Genomic DNA, 16018 nt, shown 5'->3' with positions numbered 1-16018 from the left:
AATGCGACGACAATCGAGGGGGGAGGGCCCATGGCCGTTAGCTCGCAGACGCCTCAGGCAAAAGGGTTTAGCTGGAAGCTGATCGCGCCGCTCGTGGTGTGGCTGGCCATCTATCTGTGGCCGGTGCCGACCGGTCTCAACGCCAATCAATGGCACTATTTTGCCGTGTTCGCGGCCGTCATCACCGGGCTCATCCTGGAATCGATGCCGGTCGGCGCGGTCGGGTTCATCGGGCTGACGGTCGCGGGCGTCGCCGGCTATATCGATCCCGATCCCGGCAAATCGCTGCGCTGGATGCTGGCGGGATTTGCCGAGAGCACGGTGTGGCTGATCGTTGGCGCCTTCGTATTCTCGATCGGTTATCGCAAGAGCCAGCTCGGCCGCCGTATCGCGCTGGTGCTGGTGCAGAAGCTCGGCCGCAACACGCTCGGTCTCGGCTACGCGGTGGCGATGTCGGACTTCCTGCTGGCACCAGCGACGCCATCCAACACCGCGCGCAGCGGCGGCATCGTCTATCCCATCATCAGCAACATCCCGCGCATCTACGGCTCCGAGCCCGGGCCGACCGCCGGCAAGATCGGCACCTATGTGATGTGGACGGCGTTTGCGGCAACCGCGATCACCAGCTCGCTGTTCTTCACCGCGCTCGCGCCCAATGCGGCCGCGCTTGCGATCGCCAAGAGGACCGCCGGCGTCGAGGTGAGCTGGGCGCAGTGGTTCGTCGGCTTTGCGCCGCTCGGCATCCTCCTGATGATCCTCGTGCCGCTGCTCAGCTATGTGGTCTGCCGTCCCGAGGTGAAGCACAGCCCGGAGATCTCCGAATGGGCGGCCAGGGAGGTCAGCGAGATGGGCCCGATGTCGCGCAACGAGTGGATCATGCTGGCTCTGATCGTCCTCGCGATGTTCCTGTGGATCGCGGGCTCGAGCCCGGACATCCACGTGCCGCTGCTCGGCTCGAACTTCGTCAACGCCACCACCGTCGTGTTCATCGTGATCTCGCTGATGCTGGTGACGGGCGTGATCGAGTTCGCCGACATCGTCAGCGAGAAGAGCGCCTGGGAGGTGTTCTTCTATTTCACCTCGCTGCTGACGCTGGCCTCGGGCCTCAACGAAATCGGCTTCATCAAATGGTTCGCGACCGAATACGCCAAACCGCTCGCGGGGCTGTCGCCGTCGACCGCGATGCTCCTGCTGGTCGCGCTGTTCTTCTGGATCCACTACTTCTTCTCGAGCATCACGTCGCATGCCGCAGCCGTGCTGCCGGTGGTGCTCGCGGTCGGATCGGGCATCCCCGGCCTGCCGGTCACGACGCTCGCCATGCTCTGCATGTATTCGCTCGGCCTGATGGGCGTGATCTCGCCTTACGCGACGGGACCCGCGCCGATGTATTTCGGCAGCGGCTATATCGGGAAGGGCCAGTTCTGGGGCTTTGGGCTGCTGTTCGGGCTGCTCTATTTTGCGGGACTGCTGCTGATCGTGCTGCCCTGGTTGCAGATCAGCTGAGCGGGGCCGGAAGCTCATACCCCCGGCAGACGAATTTTCTTCGCCGGGGTGGGATTGGGAAAACTTCGTCCAACTCCCCGCAAATATCTGACATTGCAAGGAAGACCTGAAAAAGCGATGGTGTGTGCTGCAGTGCAGCGCGTTCCACCCGAACCCTCGCCGCGATTTCACTCTCCGTCGCTTGACGCGACCGGTTCCCGCATGCCCCACGGGGGCAGCAGGAACTGTTGTGCATGAAGGCCGCCTCCATGAACGCCCACCAATCGCTCGCGATCGGACAGAAGATCGAAACGCTTGAAGCGATTTCACCTGCCGCACGGAACGCCGACGCGATGGTCCGTTTCGAGGGCATCTCGAAGATCTATCCGGCCTATCGCGGCAAGCCCGGCGTCAACGCGCTGCAAGACATCGACTTCGCGATTGCGCGCGGCTCGATCACCGGCGTCATCGGCCGCTCCGGCGCTGGCAAGTCGAGCCTGGTCCGGCTGATCAACGGGCTGGAGAAGCCGACCACGGGCCGCGTGATCGTCGACAACAGCGACATCTCGGCGCTGGCGGGCCGCGAATTGCGGCTTGCGCAGCGCTCTATCGGGATGATCTTCCAGCATTTCAACCTGCTGTCGTCGCGTACGGCGGCCGACAACATCGCGCTGCCGCTGGAGATCGCCGGCTGGGCCAAGTCCGACGTCAAGGCCCGCGTCGCCGAGCTGCTGGCGCTGGTCGGCATCGCCGACAAGCACGACCGCTACCCTTCCGAACTCTCGGGCGGCCAAAAGCAGCGCATCGGCATTGCCCGTGCGCTGGCGACGCGGCCGAGCGTGCTGCTATCGGACGAGGCGACCTCGGCGCTCGACCCGCAGACCACGCGCGCGATCCTCGATCTGCTCGCCAACATCAACCGCGAGCTCGGCGTGACCATCGTGCTGATCACCCACGAAATGTCCGTGGTGCGCCAGCTCGCCAAGGAAGTGGTGGTGCTCGACGCCGGCCATGTCGTCGAGAGCGGCCATGTCGCCGACATCTTCACGCACCCCAAGCATCCGATCACGCAGTCCTTCCTGGCCGAAGTGATCGGCGACAGTCTGCCGGTCTCGCTGGCGAGCCGGATCGTGTCGGAGCCGTCTGCCGGCGGGCAGGCCGTGATCCGCGTCCAGGTGCGCGGGGCAGGGGCCGGCGACACGGTGGTGGCGCGGCTTGCCCGCGAGCTCGGTCTCGACGTGGCGCTGCTGTCGGCGCGCATCGACGAGATCGGCGGCCAACATGTGGGCTCATTGACCCTCGGTATTCCCGGTGGCGAGGACGCGGTGACGCGCACGCTCGCCTGGCTCTCTCAATATCAACTCCCGGCGGAGCGTCTCGGCTATGTCGCCTGAACTCATCAACCTCATCGTCCAGGCAACAGGCGAAAGCCTGTACATGGTCGGCATCGCGGCACTGGTCGGCACCGCCTTCGGCCTGCCGCTCGGCGTGTTCCTCGCGACCAGCCGGAAAGGCGAGCTGTTCGCGGCGCCCACCATCAATCGCGTGCTCGGCATCGTCGTCAATGCGACGCGCTCCACGCCCTTCATCATCCTGGTCGTCGCCATCATCCCGTTCACGCGGCTCATTGCCGGCACTTCGATCGGATCGACTGCCGCGATCGTGCCGCTGGTCATCGCATCGGCGCCGTTCATCGCACGCCTGGTCGAGGCCGCGATCCGCGAGGTCGATGGCGGCCTGATCGAGACCGCGTCCTCGTTCGGGGCATCACCGATCCAGATCGTGCTCAAGGTGCTGATCCCCGAGGCGCTGCCCGGCCTGCTGCTGGCGCTGACGCTCGCGGTGGTCAGCCTGCTCGGCTACTCCGCCATGGTCGGTGCCGTCGGTGGCGGCGGGCTCGGCGATCTCGGCATCCGCTACGGCTATCAGCGCTTCATGCCGGAGATGATGCTCGCCGTCGTGGTCGTTCTGATCGCGCTGGTGCAGCTCGTCCAGAGCGCGGGCGATTATCTCGCACGCCGGGTCAACCGCCGGCTGCGGCAGCGCTGATACACATTCCCTGAAACTGGAGACTACAATGCGCTTTCTCGCAACCCTTGCGGCTGCAGCCTTGCTTGCGACCACCGCTCAAGCTGAAACCATCCGCGTCGGCGTTACAGCCGGTCCCCATGCCGAGATCATGGACGTCGTGAAGAAGGTCGGCGCCGAGCGCGGCCTCGACATCAAGGTGGTCGAGTTCACCGACTACGTCATTCCGAACCAGGCGCTGGCGCTGAAGGACCTCGAAGCCAACTCGTTCCAACACGAGCCTTACCTGAAGAACCAGATCTCCAAGACCGGCTGGAAAATCGTCAAGGTCGCGAACACGATCGGCTCGCCGCAGGGCGTCTATTCGCAGAAATACAAGAAGCTCGCCGATTTGCCAGAAGGCGCCCGCGTTGCAATTGCCAACGATCCCTCCAACGGCGCCCGCGGCCTGATGATTTTGGCGCTGCACGGCGTGATCAAGCTGAAGGACCCGAACAACGTCGCTTCGACCATTGCCGATATCACCGACAACCCGAAGAAGCTGCGCTTCGTCGAGCTCGATGCTGCCCAGCTTCCGCGCGCGCTGCAGGACGTCGACGTCGTCTCGATCAACAACAATTACGCCGTGCAGGCCGGCCTCAATCCGGCGACCGATGCGATCGCGCGCGAGAACCCCGATGGTCCCTGGGTCAACATCCTCGCCGTCCGCGAGGAGGACAAGGACAAGCCGTGGGTGAAGCAGCTGATCGAGGTCTATCACTCCGATCCCGTGAAGGCGTTTCTTGAGACGCGCTTCAAGGGTACGTATTTGCCGACCTGGTAACGTGCCCGGCCTGCATGGCTCGAGACGCCCGCTTACGCGAGCTCCTCACCATGAGGGTCCAATATCTCGCCGCAAAACGCGACCTCATCCCGAGAGCCCGCCAGAGGCGGGCATCTCGAAGGATGGCCGCAAGCGAGCTGCTAGCCACGACTAGTCGTAGAGTAGAAGACGCGCGCGTCAGGCGACAAGCCTCGCGCGCCGCAGTGTCTCCGAGGGCAGCTCGGAGAAGTGGCGCTTGTAGTCGAGCGAGAACTGGCTGAAGTGCCAGAAGCCGTGTCGCACGGCGACGTCGTAGATCGACGTCTCGGCGCCGCCGGCGCGCTTCAGGTCCCGCCGCACCCGGTTCAGCCGCATCGCGCGCCAGTAATGCATCGGGCTCGTGCCCACGACTTCCTGAAAGCAATAGCCGAGCTTGCGCGGGCTCGCGCCGACCGCCTTGCAGACCTCCAGCAGCGACAGCGAGCGATCGCCGCTGCCATGCATCAGCTCGCGGGCGCGATCCACGGTGCGCTTGCGCGCCGTGGCGCTGCGGCCGGGATCGCTGGGCTGGGCCGTCGGCAGCATGTCCATGATCTCGACGAGGAGGGCGTCCTCCAGCGCCTGTCGCGCGGCCGGATCGTCGAACCGTTCGGGTGCGGCCGTGATGGTCTCGTGAATGGCGGCGAGGTGGGCGCGCAGCCGCGCGACCGGCGCCGGCGCCATCTCGATCACCCGCAACTGGTGCCAGACGGCGCGCGGCAATTCGATGTCGAGCCGAGCCGCAAGCTCCGCGATCAGCACCGCGCTGGCGACGACACCGCGCAGCTCGAACGCCTTCGGCGTACACATGTCGATCTCGGCGTCGAAGCTGGCGATGACCTGAGAGCCCGCAACATTGGCGCCGTTGCAATTGACCTCGCCGCCGCCGTGCCAGGGCAGGCCGATGCCAAAGCTGTCGGCACCGAGCTGGCCGTATTGGCGCACCTGCTGGCTGGTGATCTCGCGGAAGACTTCGAGCCGGGGCAGGGAGAGTTGCGTGAAGCTGCCGCGGAAGGCGCCGGCGCTGATCTGGTCGTAGCTCAGGCGCCAGCGGCCGAGCGCGGCGCAATGCTCGTCGACGTCGGTGCTGCGCGCCTGAAACAGGTTTGCAGCCGAGTCCGGAGTCGGAAGAGTTGCGCTTAAAGTCATGACATCACGTCGAAATTTGCTAGCCGAGAGCTACCAAGAACCACGCCAGACTGGCACGGCCATAGCCGCTGTCCAGCAAAATATTGCCGGATCTCGATAACGCCCGATGCGGCCTGTGTGCAGTCTTCTCCCTTGCCGTTCCGACATCGCAGTCGGGATGGCCTTGCGGAGGATCGAGATGCGACCGACGGACATCATGCGCGGCAGCCCGCCCACGCCCGAGGCCCAAGTGACCCGTGCCAATTGGCGCAGCTTTCCCGCCATCCGCTGGGGTTTCACCCACACCCGCGAAGTGCTGCCGACCGCGGAAGTCCGTCGCTCCGCGCATCCCACACCGATGGCAAGCGCGCCGCGCGAGCTGCAAGAGCTCAGCTTCACCGCGCCGGACGGCAAGCCGACCACGATCGAGGCCACACTGCGCGAGACCTTTTCCGATGTGCTGCTCGTCATGCACCGGGGCACGCTGATCCACGAATGGTACGGCGACGGCATGAGCGCGACGACGCCGCATCTGATCTGCTCCATCAGCAAGTCGATCGCCGGCACGCTTGGCGGCGTGCTGGCCGCGCGCGGCCTGCTCGATCCCGAAGCGAGGGTGGTGCGCTACGTGCCGGAGCTGGAGAGCTCGGTCTATGGCAGCTGCACCGTCCGCAACGTCCTCGACATGGCGGTCGCGATCAAGTTCGAGGAGGACTACGAGGATCCGGCCGGCGACGTCGCGCGCTATCGCTTCTCCTCGGGCTGGGACGTGCCGCCGCCAGGCGTCGAGGCCGGCCATCAGCGCGCCTATCTCACCACGCTGCGCGGGACCGGCAAGCCGCACGGCAAGGTGTTCCACTACGTCTCGACCAATACGGAAGTGCTCGGCTGGGTCTACGAGCGCGCCTGCGGCATGCCTTACCATCGCATCCTCTCCGACTATCTCTGGCAGCCGATGAGCGCCGAGGAGGATGGCTCGCTCACGCTCGACAGCCACGGCATGGGCCGCATCGCCGGCGGCCTTTCCGTCACCGCGCGCGATCTCCTGCGCTTCGGCGAAATGATCCGCTGCCGCGGCGTGGTCGAGGGACGGCAGGTGGTGCCGGGCTGGTGGATCGACGACATCCACGAGAACGGCGATCCCCAGGCGTGGAAAGACGGCGATCTCGCCGACATCTTCCCGGGCGCCCGCTACCGCAGCAAATGGTACACGATCGATCCGTCGCGGAACGATCTCGCGGGGATCGGCATCCACGGCCAGTGGCTCTATATCGACGCGGCCACCGACACCGTCATCGTCAAGCTCGCGACGCAGCCGAAGGCGATGGATGTTCCGCTCGACCACCGCTGGCTCGCCGCCTTCCGCGCCATCACCGCGCATCTCGCCCCGCGCTGATTTCTGGTCATCATCATGCTCGATACCGTCAAAGCCAAATCACCGATTCAAGCGGCCGCACCTCATCCGCTCGATCCTCTGACAGCCGAAGAGATCACGGCCGCCTGCACGCTGGTTCGTGCCGCCGCGACCTCGCCGGAGAACTGCCGCTTCCCGACGGTGCGGCTGGAGGAGCCGACCAAACAGGAATTGGCTGCGGGCGGAGCAGGGCGCCGCGCCTTCGCGCTGACTCTGGACATCACCACGGGCGAGGCGATCGAGCACATCGTCGATCTCGCGCGCAATGAGATCGTCGCGCGCAAGGTCCTTCCGAACCGCGAGGCGCCCTATGGGCAGCCGCCGGTGATGCTGGAAGAATTTTTCAAGTGCGAGGCCGTGGTGAAGGCCGATCCAGGCTGGCGCGCGGCGATGGTCCGGCGCGGGTTGACCGACAAGGATATCGAGCTGGTCCAGGTTGATCCGTTCTCCTCGGGTTTCTTCGATTTTGAGTACGAGCGCGGCGCCCGTATCGTGCGCGCCGTCAGCTTTTTCCGCGAGCACCTTCAGGACAACGGCTACGCCCATCCGATCGAGGGCGTAGTCGCCGTGGTCGACCTGATCGGCGGCAAGGTCATCGACCTCACGGACGCAGATCCGATCGTGCCGATCCCGCGCAAGAAGCGGAATTACGGCGCGCATGAAGTCAAAAATCCGCGCACCGACATCAAGCCGCTGCATATCGAACAGCCGGAGGGCGCGAGCTTCAAGGTCGATGGCTGGAAGGTCGACTGGCAGAAATGGAACTTTCGCGTCGGCTTCACGCCGCGCGAGGGCCTGGTGCTGCATCAGCTCGCCTACCAGGACGGTGCACGCAAGCGCTCGCTGATCCATCGCGCCAGCGTTACCGAGATGGTGGTGCCCTATGCCGATCCGACCGAGAACCATTTCTGGAAGTCGGCGTTCGATGCCGGGGAATACGGGCTCGGCATGCTCGCCAACGCGCTCGAGCTCGGCTGCGACTGCCTGGGCAATATCCATTATTTCGACGTGCCGGCCGCCGACAACAAGGGCGAGCCCTTCGTCATGCAGAACGCCATCTGCATGCATGAAGAAGACTACGGAATTGCCTGGAAGCACTACGAATTCCGCAACGGCCTGTTCGAGGTCCGCCGCTCGCGGCGCCTCGTCATCTCGTTCTTCGCGACCGTCGGCAATTACGACTATGGCTTCTACTGGTACCTGTACCAGGACGGCACGATCCAGCTCGAAACAAAACTCACCGGCATCATCCAGACCGCCGCTGTGCCATCAGGCGAAAAGTACAAATGGGGCGGCATGGTCGACGACAATCTGGGTGGCCCCACGCACCAGCATTTCTTCAACGTGCGCCTGCACATGGACCTCGACGGCGGCGGCAATACCGTCGCCGAGCACGAGTTCGTGCCGCGGCCCTGGGGCGCGGACAATCCGCACGGCAACGCCTTCGACACCACGACGCGCGTGCTGTCGCGCGAGCGTGATGCGGCTGCCATTGCGAATGGCGAGACCGGCCGGTTCTGGAAGATCAGCAATCCCAACGAGACCAATTCGGTCGGCAACGCGCCGGCCTACAAGCTCGTCGTCAATCCGAGCCCGCTGATGCTGGCGCAGGAGGGCAGCTACGTGCGCAAGCGCGGCGGCTTTGCGACGAAGCACGTCTGGGTCACGGCCTTCGACAAGGACGAGAAATACGCCAGCGGCGATTATCCCAATGTCCATGCCGGCGGCGACGGCCTGCCGCGCTACGCCGCGCAGAACCGCAACATCGAGAATACAGATCTCGTGGTGTGGCACTCGTTCGGCCACACCCACGTCTGCAAGCCCGAGGATTTTCCGATCATGCCGGTCGAATATGCCGGCTTCATGCTGAAGCCGACCGGATTCTTTTCGGCCAATGCCGCCGGCGACATTCCGCCGGAGCGCAACAGTCGCAGCGTGCTGGCGGGCGACCCGAAGGACGCCGCCGGCGGCGCATGCTGCCACGCCGGCAAAGCCTAGACTCGTCGCGCGACAACAATTTTCGCAGCAGGCCAAACAGCGCTGGTTCGCTGGTCGCATGCGCTCGCGGTCGAATTGTCAGGGGAGTATTGCTGCCCCTTTCGAACGGCCCGCGACGCGACGGCCGGCCGCAGGTCGAAAAGATTGCTTCCAATTCCTTTCGAGAGTGATACCATCTTAAGGTTGTATTCTTTAAGGAGATTTCCCATGACCCATGCACTCAATCTCACGCTGCCGATCAAGCAGGATGCCGAGACCCTGGCAAAGCTGCGGAATCTCGAGGCGAGCTTCACTGAGAAGGTTCAGCCCGCCATCGCGGCGGCGCTGAAGCAGTCCAGGATCGTTCATTTCGCCCGGGTCGTCGTCATCGAGGACAAGTACATCCAGGTCATCACCGAATATGAGGGAACGCACCAGGAATACACGGAGTTTTTCCGGCGAGCGCTCACTCCGATATTTGCCGCGATATTTTCCCTGGCAGATACAACTGGCCTGGACGTCAACGATCCCAATGCATTCTTCGAATTCTCGAAGAACCACAACGCGCGTTCGCTGGGCACCGCGACCGACGGCTCAACCGACATCAGCGGCAACCCGTCCGGCTGGCTGTTCTCGGCTTACGACGGCATGACTGTCGCAGACATTCTGGCAAAGCTCGGGAAATAGCTTTCAGAGCGTATTTGCGCTTTCGGGATAGGCCGCTTTGAGGCTGCCTATCGACTGACCGTTCTTGCAGGGCAGGCGCCATGGTGGATCTCGGCAATTTGCAGGCGATCGTCGCTCGAAGCTCGGCCAAGCCGCTACTCGCGGTTCTGTTGTTTAGGTTTGGCGACGCCGGCGGTGCCAGGTCCTTCCTGCGGCAATGGATACCGCGGGCCGCGGTGGGGGCGGGCCCGGACGCCGATGGTCCCGCGTTCCATTTCATGTTCAGTTGGAACGGCATCGCGACGTTGATGTCGGGTCGCCCCGACCTTGACGTCGCGCAGGGGCGGCAGCAGTTCGAGGTATCGTTCGTGGACCCGGCGCAGGCGCCGGATGGCGGCATTGCGACACAGCTTGGTTTCTTCGACGCCAGCGCTCCGGCCGGATGGTGGGACGGCAAGTTCAAGTCGAGCGATATCGATCTCGCCATCCATATCGGGTTCGATACGCCCGAGCAGAAAGCCGATTGCCTCGCGCAGGTGCGGCAGTCGGCGACAGGCTTCGGTGTCCGGGAATTGTCGCTCGACAGTTGGGACGACGGTGCGCTGTCCGGCTGTCGCCCAGCCGACGGCCGCCTGCATTTTGGCTATCGTGATGGAATCACCGCGCCCAATGTTGACTGGCAGGATGCGCCGGCTACCAGGGCTTCCGACGCCGTCGATTGTCGCGAGATCGTCGTCGGCTATCCGAACAGCGATTTTCCCACTGCACCGTTCAAGCCCGGTCCATGGCAGGACTTCGCGCGCGATGGATCATTCGTCGGCCTGTCATGGCTTTATCAGGACGTCGCGGCCTTCAACAAATTCCTGAAGGCGAATGCACCGCAGGCGGCGCCGCATGTCGGTCCGGAGCTGGCCGAGGAATGGATCGCGGCCAAGATGATGGGGCGCTGGCGACACGGGTCGCCGCTGTCACGTTTTCCGGATGCACCACCGTCGACCCCACAATTGAACGATGCGTTCGGTTACGGCGGCGATCCAAATGGCGTCAAATGCCCGCTCGGGGCTCACATTCGGATTGTCAATTGCCGCGATCACCCGCTGAAATTCGCCAATCAGATTCGTTTCCCCAAGGGGCCGCCGCGCGTCATACGCCGCGGATTTTCCTACGGCCCTCATCTGGAGGGCACGGAGGACGACGGCAAGGACCGCGGCATCGTAGGGCTGTTCTACTTCGCCAGGATCAACGAGCAATTCTATACCATCCTGCGGTGGATGCATCAGACGGACTTTGCCGACGCCTACATGCGCCTTCCGAACGGAGCCAACGCGCAGGATGCGTTGACCGGAAACCGGGCAGACCCAAAGGCCGAGACCCGGTTCCAGGTTCCGCTCGCGGGAGACGCCTCCGTGACGTTCCAGATGAAGCAGTTTATCCGCTACAAGGGCGTCGCAGTGCTGTTTGCGCCGAGCGTTAGAGCGCTCAACACGATGATTGCCGCGCAAGGTTGAACTGCCGGGCAACCGTCGCATTGTCGCCGCAGCCATTCGTTCGCGACAGCGAGCCCGCCGTTTCCAGGCGGTCGCAGACAAGCGGCGAATGTTCTCACTCTAGAAGCATTCCATATCGAAGCGCTCGCAGAAGCCAGCGATGCACCTCGACGCGCATATGGGCGCATTGGTCGCACGATTTATTCCCCGGTCTCGATAGATTCTAACTCTGCGTCTCTCGCACTGAGAATGCCCCCGCGTTAGGGCGAGAGTCCAAAAATCATTCCGGCAAAGCCGGCAGTGCGCGGGACCTCGCTAGACGTGTCAGACTTCCAACTTCGTTCGTGCTCCAATGCGCGCCTTCGACAGCTTCAGGTGCTTTTCTTCGGCGCTGTCAGCATATTCGCTCTCTGCGTTCCCTTCGCGCCTGTGCAGGCGCAGACTCAAATTCCCACGGTCTCGGTGGAAGCGCCGGCGCAGCGCGCTGGAGCCGCTTGATGAAAGTCGAGACGATGAGAGCGATATTTGGCAAGCTGCATCGCTGGGCGGGACTGCTGACGGCCGGCTTCCTGTTCTTCTCCGGCATCACCGGGGCGATCATCTCCTGGGATCATGAGATCGACGAGGTGTTGAACCACCACCTGTTCGACGTCACCAGCAAAGGCCCGGCGATCCCCTCGATCGAGCTCGCGAAGATGATCGAGCAGCGCGATCCCCGCGCACGCGTCGTCCACCTTTTCGTGACGCCGGAGGAGGGGCACTCGCTGTGGTTCTTCGTGATGCCGCGGATCGATCCGGCGACGGGAAAACGCTTTGCGATCGACTACAACCAGATTTTCCTCGATCCCAACACCGGCGCGGAGCTCGGCCGGCGCTATTGGGGCGCGGTGTGGCCGGTGACGCGCGAGAACTTCGTCTCGTTCCTCTACAAGCTCCACTACACCATGCACATCCCAGAATTCTGGGGCAGCGATCGCTGGGGCATGCGCGTGCTCGGCGTGATCGCCATCATCTGGACTATCGATTGCTTCGTCGGCTTCTATCTGACACTGCCCTCGCGACGGCGCGCCAAGGCCGCGCGGGCGCCCCAGGTCACGCGCCAGCTCGAACGCGGCTTCTGGGCGCGCTGGGCGCCGGCCTGGACCATCAAGGCATCGGGCAGCGCCTACCGGATCAATTTTGACATCCATCGCGCCTTCAGCCTGTGGACCTGGGGCGTGCTGTTCATCATCGCCTTCACGGCGTTCTCGCTGAACCTCTATTTCGAGGTGTTCTCGCCGATGATGAAGATGGTGTCGAACTACACGCCGACGCCCTATGAGCAGCGGCCCTACCGCAATCTCGACGATCCCATCGAGCCCAGGGTGACGTTCGCCGACATTGCTGCGCGCGCGGCGGCTGACGGCAAGGGGCGAGGGTGGACCGTCCCGGTCGGCTCGATCAATTACGGCCCGGCCCATGGCGTCTATGCCGCGGCGTTCTTCCATCCCGGCGACGATCACGGCGCCGGCGGCGTCGGGCCGGCCCAGCTCTATTACGACAGCGAGGACGGCCGTCCGATCGGCGAACGGCTGCCGTGGGTCGGCACCGCCGCCGACATCTTCGTGCAGGCGCAATTCCCGCTGCATTCAGGCCGCATCGTTGGGCTCTTTGGGCGTATCCTGATTTCGATCATGGGCCTCGTGGTGGCGGCACTGTCGGTCACCGGCGTCGTGATCTGGTGGCGCAAGCGCCGCGCCCGCGTCCGGGTGCGCGAGACGGCGGCGATGCGCCTGAGCCGGCAGCAGCTCACGCCGGCGGAGTAGGGCCGGCGTGGTGCTCGATCGTCTGCGCGTTTACCGAGTGCGCTCGTTGACGATGGGCATCGCGGTCTGCAGCGCCTGCTCGTAACGTTTCAACTGACTGAGCGAAAACTTCTTCATCGCCAGCAGTTCGTCGGACGTCTTGCCTCTCAATCGGGCGACGTTGGATGTCTTGAACACGTCATCATTCGCCGCCGAGGCGTTCTGTCGAAGCGCAAAAACCCTTTCGATGTTCTGCGACAACAGCCGATTGCGCTCCACCCCTTTGTTCGCGTGCTCCACATAGTGAAGCAGTCTATCGGTGGGCATGGCGCGAGCACTGTCTGCATCTCCTTCGATGAGTCGAAGCAGCTGCTCATCAACGATATCGGTGCATAGGTCGATACATTCGTCGCAGATAAAGACAGCCGGCCCAGCCACCAGCTTGCTCACTTCATGCTGGTTCATGCCGCAGAACGAACAGTAGATGGGACGATCCTGCTGGGCAGGATTCTGCACGCCAGCACTCGGCTGCGCCGCATCAATCTTGGCCGACAGAATATTCCAGTTCTCGTACCCGAACGCTTTCGCGATCAGTTCCAAAGCTTCGCTGTGAGTGGTTTGCACGGCTTTGGCATTCAAGGCATCGCGCAAGGAACGAGCCATAGCCTTCGCATCGCGGAAATCGCGCATGAGAGCACCCGTATCGGCGAACGGAGAAGATCGGTGCCTGCCTTGCCGACCCGCTCGCCAATAGCGAGGGTGAGGGCGACTTTGATACGTTCACCATCCCCAAAGGGCGCAGGCAGCAGGTGTATCGACCCAACCGAATTTTGGCGCCGGACGGCCGCTCTTGTCAACCTGAAACGGGTACATCGACACCTCCGGCCGCCGCGCACGTTTGCAGTTCAGGAGCCGATGAACCTTCCCGTCCGGCACCGGCACAAAGACTGGAGATCGCTCCCAGTCTTCCGGAAATTGCAATGAGATCGCTCGCCTTGCTCTGCCTGCTCGTTTTCGCGACGCCCACCTGTGCCGCCACGCCCGAGCAGCACTATCTCGATTTGCGCGATCGCTACATCGCAAACTTCTCCAAAGCCAAGGAGAACGACGAGACTTTCAAGCAGCACGATGCAGCGCTCAACGAGCTGACGGGTGTGCTGCGCGGCCTGGTCGGACCTGTCACGATCAAGGGGCTGCCGGCGGAAGGCAAGTCGAACGCCGACACGCTGTTCAAGGGCGACTCCGGCTTCGGCCATCTCGACGGTCTAGGCTTTGCCTCCGAAGGCGACAAGATGCAGGCCGTGGTGACCACCACAGGTCTGCTCAAGCACTGGCTGCGCGAGCACCGCGAGGACGGCCTGCCGCAGGAGATCGCCGCAGCCTTCAAGTCGGATCGCTTCTACTATCAAGCCATCCAGGACTCGGCCTTCGCCAAATATGCCGAGCTGCCGATCACGAAGCCCGCATCCGCGAGTGCCGCGGTCGCCGTGCTCGGCGTGCGCGGCAACGGCGACCTGAAGGGCGCGCCGCACGAAATCGACGTGGTCGCGATTCAGGGCGACAAGGTCTTCTTCCTCGCCGTCACCGATGCCGTGAAGACGGCCGAGATCCCGGCCTGCGAAAAAGTCTGGAAGCAGATGATGGCCAGGAAGACCCCGCAGGACGCCATGGCCAAGGAAGACCAGGCCATGGACGCCTACACAAAGTGTTTCGCCAAGGAGGCGCCCAGCCAGAGCTGGTTCGCGGGCGCGGTGAAGAAGGCGCAGAGCCAGCTGGAGCTGCTGCTGGCGCGGTAATTGCGCAGCTTCCCCACACTCCGCACCTCATCCTGAGGAGCCCGCAAAGCGGGTGTCTCGAAGGATGGCCACACGCGAGAGGCGGGCCGTCATGGTTCGAGACGCGCGTGCCGCGCTCCTCACCATGAGGGTCTTGCAACGTCCTCAGGCTAAAGCGCACTCCCACCCAAATTCCAGCCCCGGCCACCTTCGCCAAAAATCTCATACCCGGTAGGCGTCACCACAACCGTATCCTCGAGCTTGATGAAGCCGCGCTTCGGATGCTTCATCGTGGTCTCGATCGAGACCACCATGCCTGTTTCGAGCGGCAGCCGGGCGTCGGTGTCGTCGTAGGGGACCGGACCTTTGGCGGTCAGGCGAGGGGCCTCGTGGCTGACGAGACCCATGCCATGGGCCAGGAAATCTGTGAAGTCGCGCTGAGTGATCTGGGCAAGCCGCCGCTCGGCCGCGACGTAGATGTCGCCGCCGAGGGCGCCAGGTCGGACCGCGGCAAAGGCGGCGCGCTGAACCGCCTCGATCTCGGCCAGGCAATCCTTCAGTTCGCTGTCGGGTTCGCCCAGCACGGCCATGCGGGCGAGGTCGCCGATATAGCCGTGATAATTGCCGCCGGAGTCGAGCGACAGCACGTCGCCTTGCTCCCAGCGCTGCGCAGACGGCGCCCGGTTGTGGCTGCTGCCGCAGGCGAGCAGGCAGTATTCGAAGGTCAGGCCGCGATTGGCTTCGGCGATGCGCAAACTGTCCGACAATTGCTGCTTGGTGGTGCCCGGGCCGTGCGCGGCGATCACCTCCAGCATTGATGCAATGACGAGCTCGGACGCCGTCTTGAGCTTGGCCAGCTCGTCCGCCGACTTGACCGCCCGCAGCCGCTCCAGCGCCAGCAGCGCGTCCTTGAGCTCGGCGCCGGGCAGGGCGTCGGCGAGCGCCCTTGCTGCATCCATCGGCAGGAACGCCATCTCGACCCCGACCCGCTTCAAGGGCACGCCGGCATCCCGGATCAGGCCCACGGCCCGCGTCACGGCATCCACCGAGCCGTTGGACTCGGTCCGGACCTGCGGTACCCATGGCGGCGCCACGGCGCGTTGATGGGTCTCCAGACGGTGGCCGATATAGACCGCCTTGTCCGGCGCACCCCTGGGATAGACCAGGACCGGCAGATAGCGGCTGACGCCCATCGCGTCCATGTAATCGAAGAAGATCGCGCGCTCGGCGCCGAGCAAGTACTGCACATTGTGCTTGGAGGTCACGACCAGCACGTCGAGGCCGGCGGCCTCCATGAGACGGTCGAGCTTGGCGGCGTCGAACGGAATGGCGCGCGAGCTGTTCGCGCGAGTGACGTTCTCCTGCATGACGGGCTCCTTGAGCGGCGGTTGAGACCGCCTTGTATCGTTGACCTCTTCAGGGCTGCGACGCCTAGT

General features: G+C 64.0%; 12 protein-coding genes and 2 pseudogenes. 10 read left to right on the top strand and 4 right to left on the bottom strand.

Features of this window, described 5'->3' with window-relative positions:
- The first annotated feature begins 30 nt into the window (after positions 1–30).
- From AB7290_RS21345 to AB7290_RS21330, 4 genes are all read left to right on the top strand, one after another.
- A complete protein-coding gene (locus tag AB7290_RS21345) occupies positions 31–1503 on the top strand; it encodes a DASS family sodium-coupled anion symporter (protein WP_085401483.1) in 1473 nt (490 codons plus the stop codon).
- Between the two features lie 233 nt (positions 1504–1736).
- The gene (locus AB7290_RS21340; protein WP_201266182.1) at positions 1737–2876 is read left to right on the top strand and encodes a methionine ABC transporter ATP-binding protein; all 1140 of its coding nucleotides are present in this window, start codon (positions 1737–1739) and stop codon (positions 2874–2876) included.
- Complete coding sequence (locus AB7290_RS21335) at positions 2866–3531, top strand: methionine ABC transporter permease (protein ID WP_085401484.1); 666 nt, start codon at positions 2866–2868, stop codon at positions 3529–3531. Before AB7290_RS21340 ends, AB7290_RS21335 begins: the two co-directional genes overlap by 11 nt.
- A gap of 28 nt (positions 3532–3559) precedes the next feature.
- Positions 3560–4333, top strand: coding sequence for a MetQ/NlpA family ABC transporter substrate-binding protein (locus AB7290_RS21330; RefSeq protein WP_085401485.1), 774 nt, complete (start codon positions 3560–3562; stop codon positions 4331–4333).
- 177 nt (positions 4334–4510) lie between these two features.
- Here AB7290_RS21330 and AB7290_RS21325 read toward each other — a convergent pair whose 3' ends face one another.
- Positions 4511–5500, bottom strand: a complete 990-nt coding sequence (locus AB7290_RS21325) for a helix-turn-helix domain-containing protein (protein ID WP_085401486.1) — start codon at positions 5498–5500, stop codon at positions 4511–4513.
- Between the two features lie 178 nt (positions 5501–5678).
- Here AB7290_RS21325 and AB7290_RS21320 point away from each other — a divergent pair, with 178 nt between their 5' ends.
- The 5 genes from AB7290_RS21320 (at position 5679) to fsrB (ending at position 12828) form a co-directional block, all read left to right on the top strand.
- The gene (locus tag AB7290_RS21320; RefSeq protein WP_085401535.1) at positions 5679–6875 is read left to right on the top strand and encodes a serine hydrolase domain-containing protein; all 1197 of its coding nucleotides are present in this window, start codon (positions 5679–5681) and stop codon (positions 6873–6875) included.
- Between the two features lie 15 nt (positions 6876–6890).
- Positions 6891–8891, top strand: coding sequence for a primary-amine oxidase (locus AB7290_RS21315; RefSeq protein ID WP_085401487.1), 2001 nt, complete (start codon positions 6891–6893; stop codon positions 8889–8891).
- A gap of 207 nt (positions 8892–9098) precedes the next feature.
- Positions 9099–9557: a hypothetical protein gene (locus tag AB7290_RS21310; RefSeq protein ID WP_354115170.1), complete on the top strand. Its 459-nt coding sequence runs from the start codon at positions 9099–9101 to the stop codon at positions 9555–9557.
- Between the two features lie 80 nt (positions 9558–9637).
- A complete protein-coding gene (locus AB7290_RS21305) occupies positions 9638–11044 on the top strand; it encodes a Dyp-type peroxidase (protein WP_354115171.1) in 1407 nt (468 codons plus the stop codon).
- Positions 11045–11535: 491 nt separating this feature from the next.
- Positions 11536–12828, top strand: a complete 1293-nt coding sequence (gene fsrB / locus AB7290_RS21300) for a siderophore utilization protein FsrB (protein ID WP_085401536.1) — start codon at positions 11536–11538, stop codon at positions 12826–12828.
- A 348-nt stretch (positions 12829–13176) separates the two neighbouring features.
- On the opposite strand, the pseudogene AB7290_RS21295 reads toward fsrB, so the two are convergent.
- Together AB7290_RS21295 and AB7290_RS21290 are read right to left on the bottom strand one after the other, a co-directional pair.
- Positions 13177–13272, bottom strand: a pseudogene (locus AB7290_RS21295) (ClpX C4-type zinc finger protein); the annotation flags it as partial.
- 72 nt (positions 13273–13344) lie between these two features.
- A pseudogene (locus tag AB7290_RS21290) lies at positions 13345–13497 on the bottom strand (glyoxalase superfamily protein); the annotation flags it as partial.
- Positions 13498–13787: 290 nt separating this feature from the next.
- Here AB7290_RS21290 and AB7290_RS21285 point away from each other — a divergent pair.
- The gene (locus AB7290_RS21285) at positions 13788–14603 is read left to right on the top strand and encodes a hypothetical protein (RefSeq protein WP_085401490.1); all 816 of its coding nucleotides are present in this window, start codon (positions 13788–13790) and stop codon (positions 14601–14603) included.
- Positions 14604–14752: 149 nt separating this feature from the next.
- On the opposite strand, the gene AB7290_RS21280 is transcribed toward AB7290_RS21285, so the two are convergent.
- On the bottom strand, positions 14753–15949 hold the full coding sequence (locus AB7290_RS21280) for a M24 family metallopeptidase (RefSeq protein WP_085401491.1): 1197 nt from the start codon (positions 15947–15949) through the stop codon (positions 14753–14755).
- Positions 15950–16018: the final 69 nt, after the last annotated feature.

It is taken from the genome of Bradyrhizobium sp. 613_E4_N2_2 (genome assembly GCF_052075995.1).
In the GTDB taxonomy this organism is placed as follows: Bacteria; Pseudomonadota; Alphaproteobacteria; order Rhizobiales; family Xanthobacteraceae; genus Bradyrhizobium; species Bradyrhizobium barranii.
Note: the sequence above shows the minus strand (reverse complement) of the source record. Positions and strands in the feature narration are given on the sequence as shown.